24 protein-coding genes and 1 pseudogene are annotated in these 26,024 nt (G+C 32.3%); 10 read left to right on the top strand and 15 right to left on the bottom strand.

Annotated elements, in window-relative coordinates; all coding sequences use genetic code 11:
- Positions 1-20: 20 nt before the first annotated feature.
- From AC3QL1_RS16485 to rpsA, 4 genes are all read left to right on the top strand, one after another.
- Positions 21-1,397: a nucleoside permease gene (locus AC3QL1_RS16485; protein ID WP_492493064.1), complete on the top strand. Its 1,377-nt coding sequence runs from the start codon at positions 21-23 to the stop codon at positions 1,395-1,397.
- Positions 1,398-1,615: 218 nt separating this feature from the next.
- Entirely contained in the window at positions 1,616-1,969 is a 354-nt protein-coding gene (locus AC3QL1_RS16480; protein ID WP_492493062.1) for a hypothetical protein, read from the top strand.
- 41 nt (positions 1,970-2,010) lie between these two features.
- Complete coding sequence (locus AC3QL1_RS16475; RefSeq protein WP_492493060.1) at positions 2,011-2,352, top strand: hypothetical protein; 342 nt, start codon at positions 2,011-2,013, stop codon at positions 2,350-2,352.
- 422 nt (positions 2,353-2,774) lie between these two features.
- Positions 2,775-4,553 carry a 30S ribosomal protein S1 gene (gene rpsA / locus AC3QL1_RS16470; RefSeq protein ID WP_029270489.1) on the top strand — a complete coding sequence of 593 codons (1,779 nt, stop codon included), beginning with the start codon at positions 2,775-2,777 and terminating at the stop codon, positions 4,551-4,553.
- A 187-nt stretch (positions 4,554-4,740) separates the two neighbouring features.
- Here rpsA and AC3QL1_RS16465 read toward each other — a convergent pair.
- Positions 4,741-5,263, bottom strand: a pseudogene (locus AC3QL1_RS16465) (ExbD/TolR family protein).
- Between the two features lie 13 nt (positions 5,264-5,276).
- On the bottom strand, positions 5,277-5,792 hold the full coding sequence (locus AC3QL1_RS16460) for an ExbD/TolR family protein (protein WP_492493058.1): 516 nt from the start codon (positions 5,790-5,792) through the stop codon (positions 5,277-5,279).
- A gap of 209 nt (positions 5,793-6,001) precedes the next feature.
- Here AC3QL1_RS16460 and AC3QL1_RS16455 point away from each other — a divergent pair, with 209 nt between their 5' ends.
- Entirely contained in the window at positions 6,002-6,556 is a 555-nt protein-coding gene (locus AC3QL1_RS16455) for a fasciclin domain-containing protein (protein ID WP_492493056.1), read from the top strand.
- A gap of 89 nt (positions 6,557-6,645) precedes the next feature.
- On the opposite strand, the gene AC3QL1_RS16450 is transcribed toward AC3QL1_RS16455, so the two are convergent.
- The 6 genes from AC3QL1_RS16450 to AC3QL1_RS16425 all read right to left on the bottom strand — a co-directional run bounded on the left by AC3QL1_RS16450 (position 6,646) and on the right by AC3QL1_RS16425 (position 13,154).
- Positions 6,646-7,491, bottom strand: coding sequence for an EamA family transporter (locus tag AC3QL1_RS16450; protein ID WP_492493054.1), 846 nt, complete (start codon positions 7,489-7,491; stop codon positions 6,646-6,648).
- A 118-nt stretch (positions 7,492-7,609) separates the two neighbouring features.
- Positions 7,610-7,750, bottom strand: coding sequence for an SsrA-binding protein (locus AC3QL1_RS16445; RefSeq protein ID WP_264537765.1), 141 nt, complete (start codon positions 7,748-7,750; stop codon positions 7,610-7,612).
- Positions 7,751-7,838: 88 nt separating this feature from the next.
- Positions 7,839-9,281, bottom strand: a complete 1,443-nt coding sequence (locus AC3QL1_RS16440; RefSeq protein ID WP_492493052.1) for a serine hydrolase — start codon at positions 9,279-9,281, stop codon at positions 7,839-7,841.
- 253 nt (positions 9,282-9,534) lie between these two features.
- Positions 9,535-11,256, bottom strand: a complete 1,722-nt coding sequence (locus AC3QL1_RS16435; RefSeq protein WP_492493051.1) for a M56 family metallopeptidase — start codon at positions 11,254-11,256, stop codon at positions 9,535-9,537.
- Between the two features lie 19 nt (positions 11,257-11,275).
- Entirely contained in the window at positions 11,276-11,641 is a 366-nt protein-coding gene (locus tag AC3QL1_RS16430) for a BlaI/MecI/CopY family transcriptional regulator (protein ID WP_115848244.1), read from the bottom strand.
- 295 nt (positions 11,642-11,936) lie between these two features.
- The gene (locus AC3QL1_RS16425) at positions 11,937-13,154 is read right to left on the bottom strand and encodes an MDR family MFS transporter (protein WP_492493049.1); all 1,218 of its coding nucleotides are present in this window, start codon (positions 13,152-13,154) and stop codon (positions 11,937-11,939) included.
- A 96-nt stretch (positions 13,155-13,250) separates the two neighbouring features.
- Here AC3QL1_RS16425 and AC3QL1_RS16420 point away from each other — a divergent pair, with 96 nt between their 5' ends.
- The 5 genes from AC3QL1_RS16420 to AC3QL1_RS16400 all read left to right on the top strand — a co-directional run bounded on the left by AC3QL1_RS16420 (position 13,251) and on the right by AC3QL1_RS16400 (position 16,942).
- The gene (locus AC3QL1_RS16420) at positions 13,251-13,850 is read left to right on the top strand and encodes a DUF1684 domain-containing protein (RefSeq protein ID WP_492493047.1); all 600 of its coding nucleotides are present in this window, start codon (positions 13,251-13,253) and stop codon (positions 13,848-13,850) included.
- Positions 13,850-14,512: a TatD family hydrolase gene (locus AC3QL1_RS16415; protein ID WP_492493045.1), complete on the top strand. Its 663-nt coding sequence runs from the start codon at positions 13,850-13,852 to the stop codon at positions 14,510-14,512. Before AC3QL1_RS16420 ends, AC3QL1_RS16415 begins: the two co-directional genes overlap by 1 nt.
- 49 nt (positions 14,513-14,561) lie before the next feature.
- Positions 14,562-15,275, top strand: a complete 714-nt coding sequence (locus AC3QL1_RS16410; RefSeq protein ID WP_492493044.1) for a tRNA threonylcarbamoyladenosine dehydratase — start codon at positions 14,562-14,564, stop codon at positions 15,273-15,275.
- A 90-nt stretch (positions 15,276-15,365) separates the two neighbouring features.
- On the top strand, positions 15,366-16,028 hold the full coding sequence (locus AC3QL1_RS16405) for an HAD family hydrolase (RefSeq protein ID WP_492493042.1): 663 nt from the start codon (positions 15,366-15,368) through the stop codon (positions 16,026-16,028).
- Positions 16,029-16,099: 71 nt separating this feature from the next.
- Positions 16,100-16,942, top strand: a complete 843-nt coding sequence (locus AC3QL1_RS16400) for a DUF2911 domain-containing protein (protein WP_492493041.1) — start codon at positions 16,100-16,102, stop codon at positions 16,940-16,942.
- A gap of 319 nt (positions 16,943-17,261) precedes the next feature.
- On the opposite strand, the gene AC3QL1_RS16395 is transcribed toward AC3QL1_RS16400, so the two are convergent.
- The 7 genes from AC3QL1_RS16395 to AC3QL1_RS16365 form a co-directional block, all read right to left on the bottom strand.
- Complete coding sequence (locus tag AC3QL1_RS16395; RefSeq protein WP_492493039.1) at positions 17,262-17,696, bottom strand: MCP four helix bundle domain-containing protein; 435 nt, start codon at positions 17,694-17,696, stop codon at positions 17,262-17,264.
- 117 nt (positions 17,697-17,813) lie between these two features.
- A complete protein-coding gene (locus AC3QL1_RS16390; RefSeq protein ID WP_492493038.1) occupies positions 17,814-18,542 on the bottom strand; it encodes an alpha/beta fold hydrolase in 729 nt (242 codons plus the stop codon).
- 11 nt (positions 18,543-18,553) lie between these two features.
- On the bottom strand, positions 18,554-18,898 hold the full coding sequence (locus AC3QL1_RS16385) for a DUF805 domain-containing protein (protein ID WP_492493036.1): 345 nt from the start codon (positions 18,896-18,898) through the stop codon (positions 18,554-18,556).
- A gap of 39 nt (positions 18,899-18,937) precedes the next feature.
- A complete protein-coding gene (locus tag AC3QL1_RS16380) occupies positions 18,938-20,662 on the bottom strand; it encodes a sodium:solute symporter family protein (protein WP_492493034.1) in 1,725 nt (574 codons plus the stop codon).
- 122 nt (positions 20,663-20,784) lie between these two features.
- Complete coding sequence (locus AC3QL1_RS16375) at positions 20,785-23,316, bottom strand: PIG-L family deacetylase (RefSeq protein ID WP_492493032.1); 2,532 nt, start codon at positions 23,314-23,316, stop codon at positions 20,785-20,787.
- 138 nt (positions 23,317-23,454) lie between these two features.
- Positions 23,455-23,976, bottom strand: a complete 522-nt coding sequence (locus AC3QL1_RS16370; protein ID WP_492493030.1) for a hypothetical protein — start codon at positions 23,974-23,976, stop codon at positions 23,455-23,457.
- Positions 23,977-24,204: 228 nt separating this feature from the next.
- Positions 24,205-25,995 (bottom strand): hypothetical protein, encoded by a 1,791-nt coding sequence (locus tag AC3QL1_RS16365; RefSeq protein WP_492493028.1) that lies wholly within the window; start codon positions 25,993-25,995, stop codon positions 24,205-24,207.
- Positions 25,996-26,024 lie beyond the last annotated feature (29 nt).

The following is a 26,024-nucleotide window of genomic DNA, read 5'->3' as shown; positions in this document are numbered from 1 at the left end:
TCTAAAGACAAATTCATCATATGGGCATTAAAAACAGGTTGATTATAATGAGCTTTCTTCAATTTTTTGTTTGGGGAGCGTGGCTTATAACAATTGGAAATTATTGGTTTGGAACTAAAAACTGGGAAGGAACCCAATTTGGTCTTGTTTTCGGAACCATGGGAATTGCTTCTTTATTCATGCCTACCTTAACGGGAATTATTGCTGACAGATGGGTTAATGCTGAAAAGTTATATGGTTTTCTACATATAGCTTATGCCTTAGTTTTATTTGGTATTGCACAAGTTACCACTCCGGATAATTTTATTTATGTAATGCTTGCGGCAATGTGCTGTTATATGCCAACAATCGCACTGAGTAATTCTATATCGTATACTTCACTAAAATTAAACAATAAAAACATTGTAAAAGATTTTCCGCCAATTCGTGTTTGGGGAACTATTGGTTTTATTGCCGCCATGTGGATTACCAATTTAAGTGGAAGTAAAGCAACTGAATATCAGTTTTATATTGCCGGAATTGGTGCTTTAATTCTTGGAGTTTATGCTTTTACATTACCAAAATGTGAGCCGCAGCGTTTAACAAAAGAAGATGCTTCATTGGTTGAAACTTTAGGTCTAGAAGCTTTTAAATTATTTGGAAATTATAAAATGGCTTTGTTTTTTGTTTTCTCTATGTTTTTGGGAGGAGCTTTACAATTAACAAATGCTTACGGAGATGTATTCTTGGATGAATTCAAACATTTTCCTAAATATGCAGATTCTTTTGTAATTAAATATTCGACGATTATTATGTCGATCTCTCAGGTTTCAGAAACGTTATTTATTTTGGCAATTCCATTTTTCTTAAGACGTTTCGGAATCAAACAAGTAATGCTTATTAGTATGCTTGCGTGGGTTTTACGTTTTGGATTATTTGCTTTTGGAGATCCTGTAACAGGTCTTTGGATGATTATTTTATCTTGTATCGTTTACGGAATGGCATTTGATTTCTTTAATATTTCAGGTTCATTATTCGTAGAAAGTAATACAGATTCTAAAATTCGTTCATCGGCACAAGGATTATTTATGATGATGACAAATGGAGTAGGAGCCGTTTTAGGAAGTTTAACTTCCGGTTGGGCAATTGACCGTTTCTTTACAAAATCATTTACCAATACAACTGAATTAGCAGGATTTTTGCAAACTGAAACTACAAATTCTAAAATGTTAGAATTTGTAAAAGGACAAGGAAATTCAGTTTCTGCTGATGGAATTTTTTCAAATCCAATTTTAATGAAAGACTGGCATACGATCTGGTTATCATTTGCAGCTTATGCTTTGGTTATTGCAATTGCTTTTGCGATTTTGTTTAAACACAAACACGATCCAAAGGAAATAGAAAATTTGAGTCATTAAAAAACTTTTAATTATATATTTCCCTATTTCTGATTTTTAGAAATGGGGATTTTTTTTTAAATCTTTGTCAAAGTTTTGAACCTTGACAAAGATAGTTACACATAGTAAACCCGACAGGTTTTTAAAACCTGTCGGGTTTGTTGTTTTAAAAAGTTTATCTTACAAAGTTTACTTTATATAAAAAAACTTAAATTTGATTTTACTAAAAACTTTCGATTATGATAAGACAAATTTTAGGAGTTATTATAAGTTACGCCATTTTTGTAATTAGTTCTGTATTTCTTTTTCGATTTTCAGAAGTTAATCCGCATGACGAGGCTTCGAAGTTATTTATGGTTTTGACTTTTGTTTACGGATCTGTTTTTTCTTTTATAAGCGGACTTGTTGCTCAATTAATTGCAAAGACTAAAAACTTAAAAGTCAATTATGTGCTTTTCCTTATAATGGCTGGTTTTGCTGCTTTTTCACTTTTTAAATCGAGTGGAAGTTCGTGGACGCAGTTATTGGCAATTTTTATTTTTGCTCCAATTTCTGTTTTGGGAGGATTATTTTGGATTAAGAGAAATCGATAATAATGAAGTGCGTTAAAACTATATATTTAATTATTGTTTTTATGACTTTAAGTTGTGATAAGAAAATTGAAAAATTTGTGCCAACAACAAAACTTGCTACAATTCTAAAAGATGATGAAATCAATAAGATATATTACAATTTCAGAATGGAAAATCCTTATTTATCTTATATGCTTACAGATAACAAGATTTTTATAAAATTCATTAATGATGCTAAGATCAATGATTTACTTTTATTAGCGGAATGTGAAAATCCTAAGGTTCGTTGTTTTGCTTTTAAAGCATTAATTGAGAAAAACTATCCAAAAATTAGAGAAGTATTATTTAAACATAAATATGACGATGAAGGTGTTGAGTATTTATCGGACATTGTATTAGAATGAGGATACCAGTTAAAGAATATATGTTGCAACAACTTGACCCATACTCAAAAAATAAATATTGTTTCAATAAAACCCAATACGAGGAAATTCAGAAAAAGTTTTGGAAATACTAAAGATCTTAAACTACAAAATTTCTAACCTAGCCCCGATAGAGCGGTTATCCTTTTATGGTGGGGTTCACCATAAAAGATAGGAGCGAAAGCGGGACTTCAGGTCTTGAAAAACCTCAAAATTGCTGCTCCTGAATAATTGACTGATTATCATTTACTTTTATTTTGCTATTACAAAAAAATGTATTAATTTTGCAGTCCTTTTGGCAAAGAAGAGTTTCCTTTAGGTATCAACTATTTATGTAAAACAACTTCTGTTTTTTCTAATGCTTATGAAACTCGAGAAAAACAGAATACAAATTTTTTATCAGCATGTCTGAACAATTAAAATCACAAGAAGAGTTTTTAGCAAATTTTAACTGGCATAACTTCCAAGAAGGAATTGATGCAGTAGATGAGAAAAACTTACAAGAATTCGAAGAACTAGTTTCAAAAACTTTCATCGCTACAGATCAAGAAGAAGTAGTTGAAGGTGTAGTTGTTAGAATTACAGATAGAGACGTTATCGTTGATATCAACGCAAAATCGGAAGGTGTTATTTCTTTAAACGAATTCCGTTACAACCCAAACTTAAAAGTTGGTGACAAAGTAGAAGTATTAATCGACATCCGTGAGGACAAAACAGGTCAATTAGTATTATCTCACAGAAAAGCACGTACTATTAAATCATGGGATAGAGTTATTTCTGCAAACGAAACAGGAGAAATCGTTAATGGTTTTGTAAAATGCAGAACTAAAGGTGGTATGATCGTTGACGTTTTTGGAATTGAAGCTTTCTTACCTGGTTCTCAAATTGACGTTAAGCCAATTAGAGACTACGATGTATATGTAAACAAAATGATGGAATTCAAAGTGGTAAAAATTAACCACGAATTCAAAAACGTTGTTGTATCTCATAAAGCGCTTATCGAAGCTGATATCGAAGTACAGAAAAAAGAAATCATCGGTCAATTACAAAAAGGACAAGTATTAGAAGGTGTTGTTAAAAACATTACTTCTTATGGTGTGTTCATTGACTTAGGTGGTGTTGACGGATTAATTCACATTACTGACCTTTCTTGGAGCAGAATCAACCACCCAAGTGAAGTTCTTGAATTAGACCAAAAATTAAACGTTGTAATCCTTGATTTCGATGATGAGAAAACAAGAATTCAATTAGGATTGAAACAATTAAACGCTCACCCATGGGATGCTTTAGATGCTAATTTAACAATTGGTGATAAAGTAAAAGGTAAAGTAGTTGTAATCGCTGATTACGGTGCATTTATCGAAGTTGCTGAAGGTGTTGAAGGTTTAATCCACGTTTCTGAAATGTCATGGTCAACTCATTTACGTTCTGCTCAGGATTTCGTAAAAGTTGGAGATGTTGTTGAAGCTGTTATCTTAACTTTAGATAGAGATGACCGTAAAATGTCATTAGGTATCAAACAATTGACTCAAGATCCATGGACTGATATCACTTCTAAATACCCAGTAGGTTCTAAGCATACAGGTATCGTTAGAAACTTTACAAACTTTGGTATTTTCGTAGAATTAGAAGAAGGAATTGATGGATTAATTTACATCTCTGACTTATCTTGGACTAAGAAAATCAAACACCCATCTGAATTTGTAAATGTTGGTGAGAAACTTGATGTAGTTGTATTAGAATTAGATGTTGAAGGACGTAAATTATCTTTAGGTCACAAACAAACTACTGCTAATCCTTGGGATCAATACGAAGATTCTTTCGCTGTAGGAACTATCCACAATGGTGAAATTTCTGAAATCGTTGACAAAGGAGCTACTGTAGAATTCGGAGATGATATCGTTGCTTTCATTCCTACTCGTCACCTTGAAAAAGAAGACGGAAAGAAATTGAAAAAAGGTGATACTGCTGATTTCAAAGTAATCGAATTCAACAAAGAATTCAAAAGAGTAGTTGCTTCTCACACTGCTATCTTCCGTGAAGAAGAAGAGAAAAACGTGAAAGCTGCAACTGAAAATACTTCATCTAACTCTACTACAAATGCACCAGCTGCAACTTTAGGAGATAACAATGATGTATTAGCTGCATTAAAAGCTAAAATGGAAAAAACTGAGAAAAAATAATTCTTAAGTTTTTTATAAATAGAAAGTCCCACAGTAATGTGGGACTTTTTTTTGTTTCAGGATTTTCTTGTTTTGTTGCCTTTTCATATAGCCCGTGGTTTCAACCATGGGATAAAGAGATGTGATATTTACTATGTATTCCAATGGTTGAAACCATTGGCGATGTTCTTATCTCTAAAATTAAATTTTATTTAGAAGCTAATAATTTTGTTTCTTCTGGAGTAAAATCATCAACAATCGCGTAACTGTTTATTCCGCTTATTTTCATCTCATCAAGAATATCGACTAAATTACCATAGTTAGATTTTTTACCAGGTTTTATAATTACAGTTAAACTTTCAGGTTTTGTATTTTTACTAGTGTATTCTAGAATAATATTTTTTCTTTTTAGCAATTCTTGTCGAATTCCATCTTTACCATATTTAATTCTTTTGGAGAAATAATTGGTGAATTCAAAAGTCCCATATAGTATATCAATTTATTATTTTCTCCTAACATTACTGTTATTGATCGATTTTCGCCATCATAGTTGGATGGAGGACAATCACAACATCCACGATCAGGAAAATCAAAATCAATCATTTTCGGCTTCGCCAACTCAATCGTCACCATAAAAAATATAATCAACAAAAAAGAAACACCACCATTGCCGTTAAATCAACTCTTGTAGACAACTTTTTACTTCTAACTTTTTTAGGCAGATTTTCCATGTATATTTATGTTTTAATTTGACGCCAATAATTTTGTTTCTTCGGGGGTGTATTCATCTGCAACGGTGTAAATGTCAATTTTTGTAATTGCCATTTCATCTAAAATATCAACTAAATTTTTGAGGCTGCATTTTTTGCTTGGTTTTATGACGACTATTATTCCTTTTCTTGGATTTCCTGTATATTCGTATATCAGATTTTTTTTATTTAATAATTCTTTTCGAATACCGTTTTTACCAAAAACAACAGTTTTGGGATTTTCTAAAGGATCAATCAATAATCCGGAATATGTTATTATCCTATCATTTTTATCTAATAATATAGTGTAAATTCGATTTCCATCAATACATCCAACAGAACCACAACCTGGATCTTTATCAGGAAGGCCTAAATAAACAGCTCTTGGCTTCGCCAACTCAACCGTCACCATAAAAAATATAATTAACAAAAAAGAAACGCTCATCATTGCGGTTAAATCAACTCTTGAAGACAACTTTTTGCTTCTAACTTTTTTAGGCAGATTTTCCATAGTAAATTAATTTTAAGGAAAGTTATCGAAAAAAACGAAACAAAATATACTCCCATTCTAAAATTATTTAAAAATATTTTTAAGGATTAAAGCCTTGTTTTACAGCGTTTTTTAAAGATGATTCAATAATATTTGTATTTTTTTACATTTTCTTTAAAACCAAAACGATTGTTATGGCGTAAATGAGCTTATAACTTAAAATATTAATTATGAAAACTAGAAATTTTTTAGCCGTAGCAATCTTAACATTAGGATTTGGATTTGCATCATTTGCACAAAAAACTGTAATGGTTGGCGGAGCAGCAATGTATCCAAACAAAAATATAGTAGAAAATGCAGTTAACTCAAAAGATCACACTACACTTGTTGCTGCTGTAAAAGCTGCAGGATTAGTAGAAACATTACAAAGTAAAGGACCATTCACCGTTTTTGCCCCAACAAATGCCGCGTTTGACAGATTGCCAGCGGGAACTGTTGATACATTATTGAAACCGGAAAACATTAAAGCATTACAAAATGTTTTGACTTACCATGTTGTTGCAGGAAAAATGAATGCATCTGATATTGCAAAAGCAATTAAAGCAGGTAAAGGAAAAGCAACTCTTAAAGCGGTTAATGGCGGAACTCTAACTGCCTGGATGGATGGAAAAGATTTATACATCAGCGACGAAAGCGGTAACAAATCTAAAGTTACTATTGCAGATGTAAACCAGTCAAATGGTGTAATTCATGTTGTTGACACAGTTTTATTACCTAAAATGTAATACAATTTTAAAAATTCAATTTCTAAATTCCAAATTCCAATTTTTAAAGTTGGGATTTGGAATTTTTAATTTTTTTGGAATTTGTAAATCTATTTTTTCGCTGTTAAAGTTGATCCGGCAGAAGCTACAACAACACAAACAACAGCCAAAATTTCATAGAAATTTAGATTTTCCTGCAAAAATATAAAAGCACAAATAGAAGCAGCGGCAGGTTCTAAACTCATCAAAATACTAAAAGTACGTGGAGGAAGCTGCCCTAAAGCTTTCATTTCTAATGTAAACGGAATAGCGCTTGACAAAAGCGCAAGAGCAACACCCATTCCGAAAAGTTTTGGAGTAAGATTTGCTAAACCATTTTCTAAAAATCCGAAGGGTAAAATTAAAATAGCGGCGAAAAGCATTCCGGTAGAAACAGCCTTACCACTATTCATTATTTTAGAAATTTTTCCACCCAAAACGATATAAGCTGCCCAAAGTCCGCCTGCAATAAGGGCAAACAAAACACCTAACGGATCTATTCTTTCATTTGACCACGGAGCAATTAAAACTATTCCTGCCGCCGCAAGCAGAACCCAGCAATAATCAACCCAGCGTTTTGAGCCAATAATCGCCACCAATAAAGGACCAATGAACTCTAAAGTAACGGCTAAACCAATTGGAATTCTTTCTATCGCAAAATAAAAAATCAAATTCATGGCTCCCAATGACAAACCATACGGAATTACAATTTTCCATTGTGCGGGTGTTATTGCTTTTAAATTTGGCCTGTAAGCCAATAATAAAATCAAAGCGGAAACTCCAATTCGTATCGAAGCCGTTCCCGCAGCTCCTATAGCCGGAAAAAGGGTTTTAGCAATCGCCGCACCGCATTGTACACTAATAATAGCTAAAAGTACTGCCGGAACAGGAGGGATGTTGAATTCTTTATTTTTCATGGAAATTATAATGAAAATAAAACTGTGAATCAGTTTTAAAAGATATTTTTTCTAATTTATTCAAATAGAAAGCTGTGTTGAAATTTAATCAACATTTATAAAAGAGAATGTTTTTAAACTATTCTAAAGCGCGTTTGGTAACATAAGCACGATAGCCAATAATAGCCATTTGCCATTTTTTTGCTTTAGAAATATCCAAACCTTGTTTGGTAAAACTCGGTAAAAGAATCTTATTTATTTTGGCTAAAATTTTATACATGGTTGGTTAATTTTTATCAAAGATATAAAAAAAGACTTTGCGTTTCGGCAAAGTCTTTTATATGGTTTTTAATTCAAGTAATTAAGTGTTATTCAATCTTTAAGAGTAGATTTTGATCAGGGCCATTCTCAATATTCAAAGCACTTTTTGGAGCTTCTATCCATCCGGTTTTATTGATAACAAATTTGAACATTCTGACTTTATCATTTTTAAACTGGCTTTTGGGAACAGAAAGTTCAAAAGTATTTTTGTTTTTTCGAACCATTTGAAAGCTTTTATCATTTGGATTCCAATTGTCGAAAGAACCCGCAATGGAAACGCTTTTGACTAAATCAGCATTAAGCGATTTATCATGCTGATAGCTAAAAACAACAGCATCATTAATGATTTTATAACCGTAAATTTCTTTTTTATCATTATTCTTGGCCAATAAATCACCTGCGATGGCTACTATTGCATTTCCTAGCGCATTTGAAGTTTTTTCATTACTGATATTCACAACAATAGAAAGCCCCAAACCACGTTCCGGATAAACCAAAAACATGTTTTGTGTTCCAAAAGCACCGCCGTGTTTCCAGCAGTTTCTGCCGTTATTATCAACTTGAATACCATCCCAAAAATATCCGCTAAAGTCACGATCAGAATCTAAAAGATTTCTCTGAGATTCCAATACGATTTTATTTTTGGTATTTAATTCAAAAGCAAGAAATTTGGTTAAATCGCCTAAAGTAGATTTTAGATAACCTGCCGCTCCCCAAAGTTTATCAGACAACATTGGCATTTGTTTTTTGCCATTATAACCGTTCGCGATAATCGTGTTTTTGTCCGGATTTAAAAATGTTGACGTCATATTTAATTTTGAAAGAATATTTTCTTTCAACAGCATTTCATAACTTTTATGATAAATATTTTCCAGAATATGTGCCGCTAACTGAACACTTCCATTGCTGTATTTAAATTTAGTTCCCGGCAAAGTATCTAATTTTATGGTTTTTAAATCTTCAAAAAATTTCTCTCTTGAATAAGATTTATCCATTTTTTTAAATCCAATATAACTGCTGTCATTTTGATTTTTCCTTAATTCAGAATTATCCGGAAGATCTTTATTAAAGCCGCTTCTAAAAGAAACCAAATCTTTTATTTTTATTGGAGTTCCCTGATATTCTAAATTTGGATAAGAACCGGTTATGTATTTTCTAATGTCGTCATCCGGACTTATTTTGCCTTCTGTAACAGCTTGCGCCATTAACAATCCGGTAAATAATTTTGTGATCGAAGCCACTTCAAAAACAGTATTATTATTGGCCTGATTTCCTTTTCCTTTGTCAATTTCGCCATAGTGTTTTGTGTATGTTTTGCCATGTTTTATAATACCAATGGAAACAGAATTGGCCTTTGAATTTTCTAATAAAACCTGGGCATTTTTATCCATTGTAACCAGAATATCTTTTTCTGATAATGAAATTATTTTTTCTTGTGCAAAACACGAAAAACTATAAGTTATAAAAAGTAATAATATTAGTTGCTTCATTATTAGTGTGTTGTTAAGTTTTATTTGAATATTTATTCCCTTTTGAAGAAATTTAAAAGAACTGAACTGCAAATAAAAAACCAGTGATTTTATACACTGGTTTCTTAGTTATTTACAAATTTTTATTTCTATCACTTTTTTGATGCAGTGATCAAATTTCAGTTTCGTTTCGTTCTTTTCTTTTTGATTAAAACATAAATTAAAAACGAACAATATAGCTGCAATAAAAAATGTCTCTTTCATTTTAATAGGTTTAAGATCTTTTTTCTTTTTGAGCTTTTCTTGCATCCTTTTCATATTGTCTCATGCTTTTCTCATAAGCTTTCATGCCTTTTTCATATTGTTTCATATTCTTAGCAAATTCCTCACTGTCCGGTCCAAATTTTTGTTCAATGTATTGATTGAATTTTTCCATATCTGCGTCAAATTTTTCCATGGCAAGATCGTATATCTCTATTTTCTTATCATAAATGGCTTCACGCTGTGCCATGATTTCTTCTACCTGTTTCTCATAAGCAGACATATCAGGCTCAAATGCTTCCATCTTTTTCTCAAATTCAGCCATTTCTTTTTCGAAATTTTTCATAGCTGCTTTGTCGTTCACATCTTTTGGAGCTTTAGGAGCTTTTGGCATTTTAGACATATCGATCGGAGCCGGAGGCAGTGGTCCGTTTGGAAAAGATGGCGGTGAAGGCGGCGAAGGAGGAGAAACTTCATCAACATTAGGATTTTTAACCTCTTTAATTTCAATTCTGCGATTTTGGATAACTATTGGTTTATCAATTGCATCATCCGTCAGTATACCTATTTTCTCAGAACCGTCATTATCAGCAGATACAATAATTCCGCATTTTTTTATAGCTGTATCACCTTCAATTTGAAGAGTTTGGGTTTGTTCATTTCCTTTTTTAATGTCGATTCTAATAGACGTTAATTCGTCTTTTGAATTTCTTTTAACATTAGAAATTGCGACATCAGCATTATGGTTTTTCTTTAAATTTTCGGCTATTTCTTTTAAATCCTGATCTGTTGTGTTTTTATGAATTTTGTAAACATCAACAGGATCTTTTTTCTCCACAATTTCGGTTTTCTCTTTACTTTCTTTTTCCTGCGCAATAACTTTGATCTGAAATAAAAATACAAAGGCAACAAGCGCCGGAATTACGGCATAATACTTCCAGTAATTCCATTTTTTTGATTGATTTTTGTTTAACATGACAATTCGTTTTTTGATTAATGATTGATAAAAATGATTGGTAATGGCAACGCATGATTGGTGCGTTGTTATTTTTAAAAGCGTGTATTGGTACGCTTTTTTGTCGGATATTTTTTTGGCAGCCTCGCTGTCAGCAATAAATTCCAAGTTTTGCAATATGGCTTTTTTGTACATCCAGATAATTGGATTAAACCAAAACAGGACACAAAAAACTCTGGAAATCAAAACATCAATAGTATGATTTTGATCACTGTGCACTTTTTCATGTTCCAGAATACTTTCTAATTCTGATTCGCTGTACATTGATGAGTTGTAAACGATATAATCAAAATAAGAAAAAGGAGCAATATTTTCTTTGATGTCAACAAATTTAAAATCAGCTTGTTGTTGTACTTGTTTGCCTTTTAAAACAGAATTTAAACTATAAAAATCAAGCGCAAATTTGATCATAAATGCCAAAAATCCAATTGCATAAATGGAAAGGGAAACTAAATTCCAATCTATCTCAAAAGTCTCTTTTTCAATTGGATTTGAAGCATAAACGTGCGGATAATTGAAATTCGGCATTGGAGTGGGATCAACCCAGACAATTTTGGTGTAAACTAAAAATGGCAATGCAACCGAAGTTATCAAACCAATTAATAAAAACCATCTGTTGCTGTTAAAGAAGGTTTCTTTGCGTAATAAAAAATAATAAGCAAAGTAAAACAAGACTAAAAGTCCACTTGATTTTGCGACAAAAATGAAAAGTGCTTCCATACAAGATTTTTTTGGGTTTTTATTTTTCTTTCGGGTTTTCGATCATCGCCAGGATTTCGCGTAATTCGTCTGCAGAAATTTTTTCTTCTTTGGCAAAAAATGAAACCATACTTTTATAAGAACTATTAAAATAGTTGTCGATGGCCGTACTCATAAACCCTTTTCTGTAATCTTCGATGCTTACAATTGGATAATATTGATGCGTATTTCCAAAAGCATTATGAGCCACATATCCTTTCTCTTCCAGATTACGCACAATTGTCGAAAGCGTGTTGTAATGCGGTTGATCTTCCGTTATTTCTGCCTGAACTTCTTTTACGAATGCTTTTTTAAGCTTCCATAAAATGTGCATGATTTCCTCTTCTTTGTTCGTTAGCTTTTGCATGTTTTCTAATTTTAATTCAAATCTACAACTATTTTTTTAGTTATACAACTATAAATGTAGTTATTTAACTAAAAAAGAAGTTGAATTACTATTTAAATATCGAAATATAGTTGTAAGTAATTGATTTTCAATGTAAAATTAGAATAAAGAAATTTTACCACAGAGTACACAAAGATTTTACTTTTAGGATTTTATAAAAAAAAAAACACAGAGATACACAAAGCTTTGTGAATAAAACTTTGTGTATCTCTGTGTAAAACTTAGTACACTTTGTGGTAAAATTCTCTAAAGTAAATTAATTAACTTTCTCGTCGATTAAAGCTTTTCTAATCCAAAAGCAGCATCCTGTTGCAATAACTCCAATACAAGCCATAAATAACCAGTTCGTTTGATAGCCCAATCTTGTAATTATTTCGAAACCTACTTTTGAACTTACAATATGAGCCAAACTAAAACTCATCGTATAAAGTGCCATATATCGACCTTCCTGACCACGAGGAGCACGACTTAAAGCGAAAGCATTCGAAAAAGGAAAGGTTAGAATTTCTCCAATCGAAATGCAAATCATACTTATAACCAGAATTCCCGCCCATATATTAATGAGTAATAGAAAGAAACTCAAAGCCATAATAAAAGATCCGAGAATAATAATTTTAATTTTGGGAAAAGCTCTTCTTTCCATAAAACCAACCGTAGGCATTTCTAAAGCAAAAATCAAAAGTCCGTTTAAGGTCATTAATAAACCTGTTTGGAACTCGCTTAAACCAAATTTTTCATTGTGATATAGAGGTAAAGTCGTAAATAACTGAAAGAAAATCATGGCTGTTACAAAACTCACAAATAAGAAAACCCAAAAAATGCGATCATGAAAAACCGATTTTATTTCTGCCGAAATTTCCATTTTATCTCCATGAACTGCTTTTTTCTTCTCCTTAACTAATAACGCAAAAATGGAAATCGAAATAATACACGAAGCACCATCAACCCAAAAAAGTCCCTGATACCCAATTCCCATAATAATTAAACCGCCCAAAGCAGGTCCGGCAGCAAATCCTAAATTTACAGCCAAACGCACTAAAGTCAAAGCACGAGTGCGATTTTCAGGTTTGGCATAAGCGCCTAACGAAACAAACATCGCCGGCCTGAACATATCGGCAATAGTCATCAGAATGAACATGGCACCGCATAAAGCCCAAAAGGTTGTAATATATTGTACGAGAAAAAGAGAAACTCCACTTGTAAATAAACTAAAAATCATGATTTTATAAAACCCAATTTTATCAGATAATTTTCCGCCAAGCCACGAACCCAGCATCGATCCCAAACCAAACGAAACCATAATCCAGCCTACTTGATTGTAGCTAAAATGTAAATCTTCTTTTAAATATTTAGATAAAAAAGGAAGCACCATGGTACCGGCACGATTGATAAAAGTGACCAACGTAAGTATCCAAATTTCTCTTGAAAATCCTCTGAAATTATTGATGTAATGGTTAAAAGCAGTCTTGAGCATTATAAATATGTATTTGCAACAAAGTTAGGAAACTTTGTCACTTCCAGCGGTTGGTGCTTTGTTACTTTTAAACTATTTTTGCTTAAAATTTCAAAGATGAAAAATGTAATTGCTTTTTTAGTATTGCTATTGGTTAATTTTTGTTTCGGTCAGAAGAAATTTGACAAAAGCGAAACAGAAAAATTTCAGAAAACCATAAATTCTGAATACGCTGATCCTAAGACAAGTCCGTTAATGGAAGAAGATTTAAAGACTTTTAAAAGTTTAGCATTTTATCCTATTAATGGAAAATATTTTGTGAATGCAAAGTTTGTAAAAGCAAAGAATGAAAAAGTCTTTGAAATGAAAACTACCGGAACAAGAACTCCAAAATACATCAAATACGGTACTTTATTTTTTACGATTGACGGTGTTGCTTTGCAATTGAATGTTTACAGAAATATTGAACTTTCTAAAACAAAAGAATATAAAGATCATTTATTTCTGCCATTTTCAGATTTAACAAGCGGTAAAGAAAGTTACATTGGAGGAAGATATATTGATTTGAAAATTCCGAAACGAAATACAATTGCAGTTGATTTTAATCAGGCTTATAATCCGTATTGTGCTTATAATCATAAATATTCCTGTCCGCTGGTTCCTTTAGAAAATGATTTGAAAGTTGAAATTAAAGCCGGAGTTAAAACATTTCATTAATGGAATTCTTTAATTTTCATACCCATCAATTTACCAATCAAACTGATATTTTGGAACTGGTGAATCAATATCCACAGGAATTTGATGCTTCGATTCCGTATTATTCTGTTGGAATTCATCCATGGTATATTGCAGAAGACAGGATTGATGCCGATTTGAAAATTATAGAAGAAAAATTGCATACGAAAAACTGCCTCGCTATTGGCGAATGCGGTTTAGATAAACGCATCGAAATTCCGTTAGAGCAGCAAATTATAGTTTTTAAAAAACAATTGGCTTTAGCCGAAAAATATAAAAAACCGGTTGTGATTCATTGTGTTGCTGCTTTTCAGGAAGTAATTGCAATCAAAAAAGAAATGAAAATTTCAGTTCCGATGATTATACATGGTTTTTCTAAAAATATTCAAATTGCAAATCAGCTTATTTCGGCAGGATTTTATCTTTCATTTGGAAAATATTTATTGAAAAATCCAGAATTAAAAACGGTTTTTCAGCAAATTCCAAACGATCGTTTTTTTCTGGAAACTGATACAATTGAAGAAAATATCAAACAGGTTTATAATTTAGCAGCAGCATACAAAAATTTAGAAATAAAGGAATTACAAGATATTATCTCAGGTAATTTTAAAAATGTATTTAAACAGGAAATAAGAGAAGCCTGAAACCTGAAACTTGAAACAAAAAAATAAACAAAAATAAACAAAAGATTATATGGCAGAGTGGACGGAAAGAGCCGAACTTTTATTTACAAAAGAAGGATTGCAGAACTTGCAAAATGCAAATGTATTAGTAGTAGGTTTAGGCGGAGTTGGCTCCTTTGCAGCTGAATTTTTGGCAAGGGCAGGAGTAGGAAATATGACAATTGTAGATGGAGATGTAGTTGATATTACAAACATTAACAGACAATTACCGGCATTACATTCTACAGTTGGTGAGCCAAAAATTAAAATTGTAGGCGATCGTTTGATGGATATAAATCCCGAATTAAAACTAACCCGTGTTCAGGAATTTTTATCTCCGGAACGTGCTTTTGAGATTGTTTCTCCAGAGTTTGATTATGTTTTGGATTGCATTGACAGTATTACTCCAAAATTAAATTTAATTATCGCCGCAAAACGCAAAAGAGTTAAAATTATAAGCAGTATGGGCGCTGGCGGAAAAATGCTGGCTTCAAAAGTAAAAGTAAGTGATATTTCTAAAACTATTAATTGTTACTTTTCAAAAACGATCAGAAAACGTTTAAAAGAAGTGAAAATCAATAAGTTGAAAGTAGTTTTTTCTTCTGAAATTCAGGACGAAAAAAGCTTAAAGTTAACTGACGGAAAAAATTTCAAAAAGTCATTCTACGGAACAAATAGCTATATGCCAGGATTATTTGGTCTTCATGCTGCAGAAACCGTGATTAGACATTTGTTGAGTAAATAGAGTTGCTAAGTTTGCTAAGGTTCTAAGTTACTAAGCTGTAGCTGAAAAACTTAGCGACTTAATAACTTAGAACCTTAGTACCTTAAAAAAATGATTAAAACAGTAATATTTGATATGGACGGCGTAATTGTCGACACAGAACCCGTTCATCGTTATGCTTATTATAAACAATTTACAGAATTGAATATTGATGTAACCGAAGAAATGTATACTTCGTTTACGGGATTTTCAACGCGAAATACGTTTCAAACTTTAAAAGGATTTTTCCCAACGATTGAACACGAAGTTGAAGATCTGATTCAAAGAAAAAGAAATATTTTTAATGATGCTTTTGATACCAAAGAAGATTTGTATTTATTAGAAGGTGTTGAAGATTTAATTAAAGATTTGTATGCCAACGGAATGCAGCTGATTTTGGCTTCTTCGGCTTCAAAAGTTACTATTGAGCGTGTTTTTACGAGATTCAATTTGCATCAATATTTTACAGATATTGTAAGCGGTGAAGATTTTCCACAATCAAAACCTAATCCGGCGATTTTCATTCATGCGGCTTCATTATCTGTTGCACCGCCAGAAAATTGTATTGTAATCGAAGACAGTACAAACGGAGTGAAAGCTGCAAAGGCCGCAAATTTATTTTGTGTGGGATATAATAGCCATCATTCTAAAATGCAGGATTTATCTGCTGCAGATTTAGTTATCAATCATTTCAATGAATTAAATGCTCAAAAAATATCACAGTTAGGCTCTTGAATTATAGAATATTTAACATTTGTTCGCTGATTGAATTTGTAAATTTGAGGAAAACAAAATAAACTCAAGAAATGAAAAAACTACTTATTGCATTAGTCATTATTTTGGCTCCTTTTGCTGCAGAAGCACAAATAAAAACACCACAAGCGAGTCCGAAAGGTTATATAAAACAAACCGTTGGTTTAACTGACGTTGAAGTTACTTATTCTCGTCCTGGAGCGAGAGGCAGAGCGGTATTCGGGAATTTAGTTCCGTTTGGTAAATTATGGAGAACAGGAGCTAATGAAAATACAATTATTAGTTTTAGTGATGATGTTATTATCGATGGTAAAACATTAAAAAAAGGAAAATACGCGATTTATACTATTCCTAAAATCGAAAGCTGGGAAGTAATTTTTTACCTTTCAACAGACAATTGGGGATTGCCGGAAAACTGGAATGAATCGTATGTTGTTTTAAGAACTACTGTAAAAGAAAACGCTTTACCAACTCCGGTTGAGACTTTTACAATTGGAATTAATGGTTTAGATCCAAATTTTGGATATTTAGAAATGGCTTGGGAAAACTCTCATGTTGCTTTGAAATTTGAAGTTCCAACTGCGAAAAATGCTATTGCAAGTATCGAGAAAACTTTGGGCGGACCAAATTCAAATGATTATTTTGCAGCGTCTCAATATTTGTTTCAGTCAAACGGAAACATAGAAACTGCGAGAACTTATGTTGACAAATCTCTGGATATGAGTACAGATAAGCCTTATTTTGTTTTAAGACTAAAATCATTAATCCAGGCTAAACAAGGTGATAAAAAAGGCGCAATTGAAACAGCAAAAGCATCTTTGGCCGCTGCAGAAACTGCAAACAACCAAGATTACGTAAAATTAAATAAAGACAGTATTGCGGAGTGGAGCAGATAATGCTTTAAAAATTCCAATATTTTTTATAACTCAATATCTTAAAATCCAAATTCCAAAGCTCAGACCTTGGAATTTGGATTTTTTTTATGATTGGAATTTGAAACCTGAAACCTGAAAAAAAATATTAATTCATACTCGGTGGTTCGGGAATTTTAATTGTTCTTTTGGTTTTCTTCACTATTAAAAGGTAAAAAGTAATTCCGCCTAAAACAATAAGTAAAGCAATTTCAAGCTGTCCCAGACTATTCGTGTCGTTATACATTGCATTTGCACTCGCTAATTTTGATTTTCCTTCTGTAATCTGAATTTGGGATAATTGCTATAAAATTTTTAATGCCTTTTCACTTAATTCTACAACTTGAATCCAGTTTTTATTTTTAGTTTGTTTATTAATTGATTCACAAGAAGTTATAAAGTTTTGAAAAAATATTCTTTCTGTGGGGGTTAAGACTGTTTTTGAATACAAATCGTCGATAGAATGAATTATTTTTAGTGTACTGCTAATTTCATTTGTTTTAATCGTATCACTTAAATTTAATTTTTCAGCTTCCGTTTTTATAAAATGGAGTTCTTTCGAATATTGAAAAATATAATTAGCAACAACCAATCTATCTTTATAAATCGCATTGATGTTTTCATTTACCTTTTTGGAATTTTGCAGTGTATTGAAATTACTTAAAATAATAATCAGCATCACAATTAGCAAAATGAAAGCAGCTTTGGTTTTATTGCTGATTTTATTTAGGTCTTTCATAATAAGAGAGTTAGTCTCTCAAAGGTAAAGATTTTTAATGGAGAATTAACAATGCAACTTTTTGTGCAAATTTTAAACATTGTCAGGCTTTTCAAGACTTAAATTGGAATCTTGAATTTAATTTATAAACTCCAATATATTTTTTAAAGTTTCTTCTTGCTGTTTTTCTCTGGAAATAGAAGCGGAGTCATCTCCTAATTGAAAACCATAATAACCAAATTGTCCATGATTTGCGCCTTCAATTTTTACGAATTTTGTAGATATAGGAAGCTTTGATTTATTTTTAAAAATTGTTCTTTCATCAGCGACACCATCGTTCGAACCGTATATTTTCATAATCGGAATTCTACATTCTGCTAATGAAATATCTCGCGGATGTGTAGTTCCAATTAAAATCAACTTTTGGATTAAATCAGGATTTTCTTTTACAAATTGCGCTGCCATTTTTCCGCCTTGCGAATGTCCGGATAAGATATAGGTTTTGGTTTTATCAGCAAATAAATTAAGCTCTTTCGGTATTTCATATCCTTGAGAAGCTAATCTCCACGGCATTTTAATCAAATAAACTTTAATTCCGTTTTCAGATATCCTTCTGCACAAAGGCACATAAGCTTTTGGATCAACCATTGCACCGGGGAAGAAGATAAAGACTTTTTCAAATTTTTGTTTTGGCTCAAATAAAAAATAATCGTTATTGTCTTTTACCACTATTTTTGAGGTACTTTCTAAATAAGAATCTGAAACATCTTTAGCCTGATAAGAATAAAACAACCAAATCGTAAACGAAATGGCAATGATGAACCATATTCTTTTTATTATACGTATGATTGAATGTTTCTTTTTCATAATAAAAGAAATTAATCGATTTCTTCCTTTGTATTTCTCTTTGCCAGCAACAGAAATATTTTAAAAACTACATTTAGTACCGGAATAAAATTAAAAATAAGATATGTTGTATTTACATTTAAATCATGTAATCTTCGGGTTGTAGCTGCTTGTATTGGAATAAATGTAAATAAAATAATAAAACAGATGTAGAAAAAATTAAGAATTTTTTCGTTATCTAGATTTATATTTTCGTGCAAATGAATACCAATAATGTATGTTAGAATATTGACTAAAAGATAAATTCCAAATTCTATTCTTCCAGATTTTCCAGAAAAAGAAGAATAGAAAAAAAATATATTTTTAAAATGCCTCATACAATTTTACGCCTGTTCTAGCTGTTTTTAAATAAATGGCTATTCAAAAACTACTTCTTCATTATCAGTTTTTCGTTTAAAAAATAAAACCTGCAGCAACAATGCCAACAATATTGTTAAAATTGCTCCAATAAAATTCAGCCATAAATAACCCAGTTTTTCCTGAGTGTAAATCAGGAAATAATAAATAACAAAAATGGTGGTCTGACTTATTACAGCGCTACAAAACATAGCTTTTGCGCCAACACGACGCAGATAAAATCCAACCAGAAAGATTCCTAAAACAGTTCCGTAAAAGATTGAACCAATAATATTTACAAGCTGAATTAAATTCTCAAATAAAGTCCCGACGCAGGCAAAAAGTATAGCTACAATTCCCCAGAAAAGCGTGAAAAATTTGGTTGCATTCAAATAATGCTTCTCTGATTTCTCTGTTTTCAGATTTCGTTTGTAAATGTCAATTGCAGTTGTCGAGGCCAAAGCATTTAAGCCAGAAGCTGTTGAAGACATTGCTGCCGAAAGAATTACGGCCAATAACAAACCAATTAAACCTTTTGGTAAATAATGCAGAATGAAATGAAAAAACACATAATCTTTATCATTCGTTTCACTATTACTGTCGGCCTTTGAAATAATTTCTTTGGCACGATCGCGTAAATCTTTTTCTTTGTTGGATAAAGCAACTAATTCTTTTCGCAAAATTGGATTGTCATAATCCTGATTTAACTGATCGATATACAATAAGTTGATTACTTTTTTATCTTCAGAAAGTGTACTTAGTTTTTTTTCTAAAGCATGATATTCTTCCTTAAAAGCTGATTTTTCAATGACAATTTTATTATTCGGATTAAAATTTAAGGGAACCGGATTGAATTGAAAAAACACAAAAACCATAACTCCCGTTAACAGAATAAAGAACTGCATTGGTACTTTTAAAAGTCCGTTCATGATTAATCCCATCTGGCTTTCGCGAATTGATTTTCCGGATAAATAACGTCCAACTTGTGATTGGTCTGTTCCAAAATAGGCGAGAGCTAAGAAAAAACCACCTGTAATACCGCTCCAAAAAGTATATTTTTCTTCGGGATTAAAAGAAAAATCAACGATATTCATTTTATCATTGGCTCCCGCAATATGCAGCGCACTTGTAAAAGTCATGTCGTTTGGCAAATAATGCAAAATCAGGAAAAACGTAATAAACATACCAGACATAATCACAAACATTTGCTGTTTCTGCGTTACGTTTACGGCTTTTGTCCCTCCGGAAAAAGTGTAAATAATAACAAGAACACCAATCATAATATTCATGAAAGTTAAATTCCAACCTAAAAGTGCCGACAAAATAATAGCCGGTGCATAAATGGTAAGTCCGGTTCCTAAACCTCTCTGAACCAAAAAAAGAATTGCTGCCAGAGAACGTGTTTTTAAATCAAATCGTTTCTCCAGAAATTCATATGCTGTAAAAACCTTATTCTTATGATAAAGGGGAATAAAAGTCAAACAAATTACAATCATAGCAATTGGCAATCCAAAGTAAAATTGCACAAAACCCATTCCGTCATGATAAGCTTGCCCGGGAGTTGACAAAAATGTAATGGCACTGGCTTGTGTTGCCATTACCGAAAGTCCCACGGTATACCATGGGGTTTCGTTGTTTCCTAAGATAAAATCTTCGACGTTTTTACTGCCTTTGGTTTTCCAGGATCCATATCCAACAATAAATAAAAGCGTGACAATAAGTACGATCCAATCAAATAATTGCATAGGTTATGAGTATAATTGCATGATTAAGAAAAAAATTGCAATGTAAATAGCGTTTGCTACTAAAACATACGTGTAGCTTTTTTTCCAGTTTTTTGTTTTTTTAGCTTCCATATCTTCAGGATTTATTTTTTTAATTCTTGTTTAGGAGCTTCTATTGGTTGTTTAAGCGAAATAATATTCGAAAGCAATCTATATGCTCCGGCAACACCTTCCGGTAATTCTCTAAAAAAGCTCAAACCGGTGTAAATGTAATATCCTTTTCCATAAGGCGCTACTAATAAAGCACCATCTTTTGCAGATTCGCCTTTGTCGTGCGATGACAGAATAGGAGTGAAGGCTGCATCATATTCATTAGGATAATACAAACCTTGTTCCTGCGTCCAGCCTTCAAAATCTTTGGTTGTAATTTTATTTGGCGTATTTAAAACCGGATGATTTGGTGCTAAAAAAGTAACTTTTGCATTTTCTTCGGTCACACGATCATTTGATATTTTTAACGGATATGGCGCAATCTGATCTGTTACGGTTCTCCCAAATGTGTTGTATTGAACAATCATATTTTTACCGCTTTTCACAAAATCAAAAAGTATTTTTTGTTTGTTAGCCAATGCATTTACTGTATTATAAGCACGAATTCCGGTAATTACCGTAGCAAAAGAATCCAGTTTTTCAGGTGTAATTTCTTCCGGTTTTACGATGGTTACTTTATAACCCATTTGCGTTAAACTTTCAGGAACTTCGTCGCCGGCGCCCATAATGTAAGCAATAGCATCTCCCGAAGTTTTTAAATCAATTCGAATGCATTTTGATTCGGCAGATTTTAAAACCATTTGTTTCGTAATATGATTGAAATCAATAATAATTTCGTCTCTGTCAAAACGTTTATTATCAACAGTTGCTACACTTTTTGCAATCGCTTCTTCCGGTAATGTTGGCGGAGTTACTTCAAAATAAAAGATTTGTTCTGTTCCTTTTTTTGCTAATGTAAACGGAATTTCCTTTGGAGAAACAGACCAGCTTTTTGGTAATTCTAATTGTAAATTTCCTTTAATATCATCTTTTCCGGCACGAACTTTTACAGGAATCATTTTGCTTTTAATACTTCCAAAAAGTAAAACTCTTTCTAAAATGGAAGTTGTAACATCAGGAACGATATCCAGAAAATTATACATTTCGCCTTTTACGCCATCATTATATTTATAAACAACTGTGCGTTCAAACGGAATTTCAATACCGTTAATTTTCACATTAAAAACGACCTTTACTTCTCTGATAATATCTGGAATTCCAATGTTTTCCTGATTAGAAACGGTGTACATTCCAACACCTGCTTTTTCTTTCAGCCAGTAAGGTTGTGTATATTCAATATTATTGGGAAGCTGAATCTGAAGATTTATTTTTTGATCGTTATTGTTTTGCAGAACAGTGTTTTGAACCGTAGTTTTATTATCCGGCAACGTAATTACACTTGTTAACTGCATTTCAACAGCACATCTGTTGATGGCTTCAAGACTTAATTTAACGGTACTTCCCGGAGTTGCTTCCTGTTCGCTTGCTACTGCTTCAAGATAAAGTCCGGAGCAGGAAGCTATAATGTTTTTTATAGCTGTAGATTTTAATGTTTTCCAATGATCATCCTCTAAAGCCTGAATCATGGAATATGCTTTTACTAAATCCGGAATACTGGCAGATGGATTGCTGAAATTGTAATTTGAAATAATTTTAGAAATTAATTCTCCAACAGGTTTTCCATTTTTCACACGATTCCAGGTCGTGTCAATTCCGTCAAATAAATTATCGCGTTCTTTAGGATTTTCTCCATTAATAAGTTCCAGATATTCCGTTTCATTTCCGCGAACGCCGGTACTTCCAAAACCTTGTGATTGATGACGGCTTCGGCTTAAAGCAGCAATTTCCTGATTTGATTTTCCAATTCCGGTGTAATAAACACCCGTTTCTAATTTCGTAAATTTTGATTTATTGGCTGCGTCAAATTTTTCCTGACTTCCATAAAACCACCACGATGGATTAAAAAATTGGCGTTTAACCTGCCATGGTTTAACATATTTTAATTGTTCAGGATATATTTTAGGGTCATTTGTTAACTTAAAACTTTCCACGCTTAACATCGCCGATGATGTATGATGCCCATGTGTAGTTCCCGGCGAGCGATGATCAAATCGGTTAATGATTACGTCAGGCTGAAATTTTCTAATTGTCCAGACAACATCTGCAAGGACTTTATCTTTATCCCAAATTTGTAACGTTTCGTCCGGATTTTTAGAAAAACCAAAATCATTTGCACGTGAAAAAAACTGTTCTCCGCCATCAATTTTTCTCGCTTCTATTAATTCCTGAGTTCTTATAACACCTAGTAATTCACGCAATTGTGGTCCAATTAAATTTTGTCCGCCATCGCCGCGTGTTAGTGATAAATAACCTGTTCTGGCATTCATTTCGTTTGCCATAAAAGAGATTAAACGTGTATTTTCGTCATCAGGATGTGCAGCAATATAAAGTACAGAACCTAAAAAGTTTAGTTTTTTAATTTGATTGTAAATTTCAACTGAACTTGGTTTTTGTGGTTGTTGTGCAAAAGAAATAGAAATTCCCGTAAAAAAAAGCAGAAGAATTTGTAATTGAATTTTTCGCATAGCGTATTTAAGTGTTTTTTTGAAAGAGCCTCAAAAATACTAATTATTTTATTGAACAGTATTTAAATGAAATGTTAATGCTTAATAAAAAAGAGAGCACCAAAAATAATGATGCTCTCTTTTCTAAAAAATTGGTAATTATCTTCTTCCATGTCCTCCGTGGTGATCGTCATGATGATCGTGGTGATCATCGTGATCGTGTCTTCCCGGTTTATCATGTTTGTCATGATTTCTGTTATCATGTCTATAATCTCTGTGCTCACTATAACCATAAACCGGTCTTGGTCTGTATGGTCTTTGCGGCGCACCATGATATCCTTTATAGTATGTAACTCTGTGTCTGTCAAAATAAGTATAAGGAGTTCTTCCATGGTAGTCATTTAAAACTACTTTATAACCTCCGTATAAGTCATAATTACGATATTGTCTTGGCAAACGAGTTGCTCTAATCCATCTTCCGCCTCCAAAATAAATAAATTGTGAAGCTCTAACATCATAATACGCTTCGATATCCGGCAAATAATAATATTCCATTTCAGCGTAACCAGATGGTCCCCAGGCTGGTGGCGTTCCGATGTTTACATTTACTGATACTTGGGCTTGTGTGGCATTTGCAACCAAAAGAAATAATCCTGCGATTGCTATCTTAATTGTTTTCATTTTTTTTAGTTTTTATGTTAATCGTAATGTTACTTAGCGATATTCATATACTGTGCCAAAAAATAAAAATGGAGTGTATTTCGACGAAGAAAAAAGGTATTTTGTCGATGAAAAACCCTTACTATACTTGGAAATATTTGATTATTAAAAAGTTATAAAAAATTTAAAAAATATTTTTTTTTCACTTTTTTAAACAAAAAAATTAAGCTCAGACTTTCTTAAAAATGACTATCTATATTCTATAGTTCGTGGTTTAGCCAGCTCAAAATTCTGCAAACCAAAATCAGTAGTTTCAAAAGTATTGGTTTTAAATACATTATCTCCCTGAAAAGGAATACTAGGATAATATGACAGTGACAGTTGAAAAGAACTGAAAACCAAATAGTCATTACTGATCAAAAGACCTATCGTAACTTTTTGATAAGCTTTACTTTTGAGCATGGAATCGTTTGGAGTTCCTAATAATGCGACAGTGTAATTAAAAAATGGATTCAAACGAAATCCCCACAAAGCATGAGGCGAGTAGGTTTGTGTTTGCAATGATAAAACCGCTTTGCTGGTTCCGTACAATGCAGCATTGAATCCCTGTAATGCATTTTGCTCATTTAAATTAAGTTCATCGCCAATAATCTCTTCCCTGTTAATTCCTAAAACCAGTTTAGGATTAACGAATTGTCTTAATTTCCAATTTCCAATACTATATAATTTTGTAAAGTAATTAGATTCGAATAAAAACGAAGTCTGATATGTTTTTGATTGATGAAAATAAGTTCCAGCTTCAAAATTGGTACTTAAAAATCCCCAGTCATAATAATTTCCAAAAGAAAACTGGGCACCTACATAAGGCCGCCAATATTTATTTTTATATTGATATCCCAGCGTTATCCCGTAGATTCTTCCAATTGGAACGTCTTCGGTCACACCATTTCTAAAAATATAACTGTCCTTGACGAATTTTCTGGTGTTGATTCCGATTCCGCTTAAAAGCAATTTTTCATCTGAATAAAAATGCGTAGGATCATAAATATCCGAAGGCATTTCTGTGTAATCTATATTTAGAAAACGTGCAGATACAATCAAATTTGTAATTCCGTTATTTTCATCTTCAAAAACTTTTGAAGCTTTTCCCACCCAAAAATCCTGAACATTATTTTTAAAAGGCTGCCACTCATATAAAGTATCAGGCGGAACACGAACCTGTAATGTATCCCGTCTAAAATTTTGGGCAAAATACATTCCGCCCGCCCATTTGGTTAAAGGAGAGTAAAAATCACGCTCAATATCAATGCTTTTGCTGTAATTGTTATCCAGATCTACATTGTATTTTAGTTTTGTACTAATATAAGTATTCTTGATATTTGGTACTGTATAGGTGATATCATTACCATTTGCGCCATCATCAAAACGATTGGTAAATCGATATTCCAGTTCTTGTCCTGAACCAAAAAAATCTTTTTCTTTAAATCCAACAGAGACACGGTTACCTGAAATGGAGAATTTCGGAATTGTACTCCAGGAATCTAAAACACGAATCGTAATATCTACAGAATCTGATGTCGGACTGGGCAGTTCTTTCGTGATTTTTACGGCAGTAACATATCGCTGAGCACGTATAAGACGCTCAGATTCCTGTACTTTATAAGAATCATACGGAACGTTTCTTTTAAAAAGCAATAAATTATAAATCGCTATTTTTTTTGTTTTAAGGTGAATTTTATTACCCGTTCTTTCTCCCCAGTTACGAGGCATTGCCGTAGTATCTACGACCGAATGTCCAAAAGGATCTAAGGTGATTACATTAATTTTTCTAATAATTTTACCGTCGTAATTGGTACGGTCTTTCTTTTCAACTATTTCAGCTTCTTTCTTTTTAGGTTTATTGGCTCTGAAAAGTAATTTATGTAAGGTTTTGGTAAATTTATGTTTCTTAGAATAATTCTGAATCTTTTTATACATTGCAGCGCTATCCTTTTTCGTTTCAGTTTTTGGCTTATTTACCTGCGCGCAAACGCTTTGCATAAAGAAGCATAGTAGAATAGAAATGATTA

Source organism: Flavobacterium sp. GW823-FHT04A11 (assembly GCF_058796535.1).
Note: the sequence above shows the minus strand (reverse complement) of the source record. Positions and strands in the feature narration are given on the sequence as shown.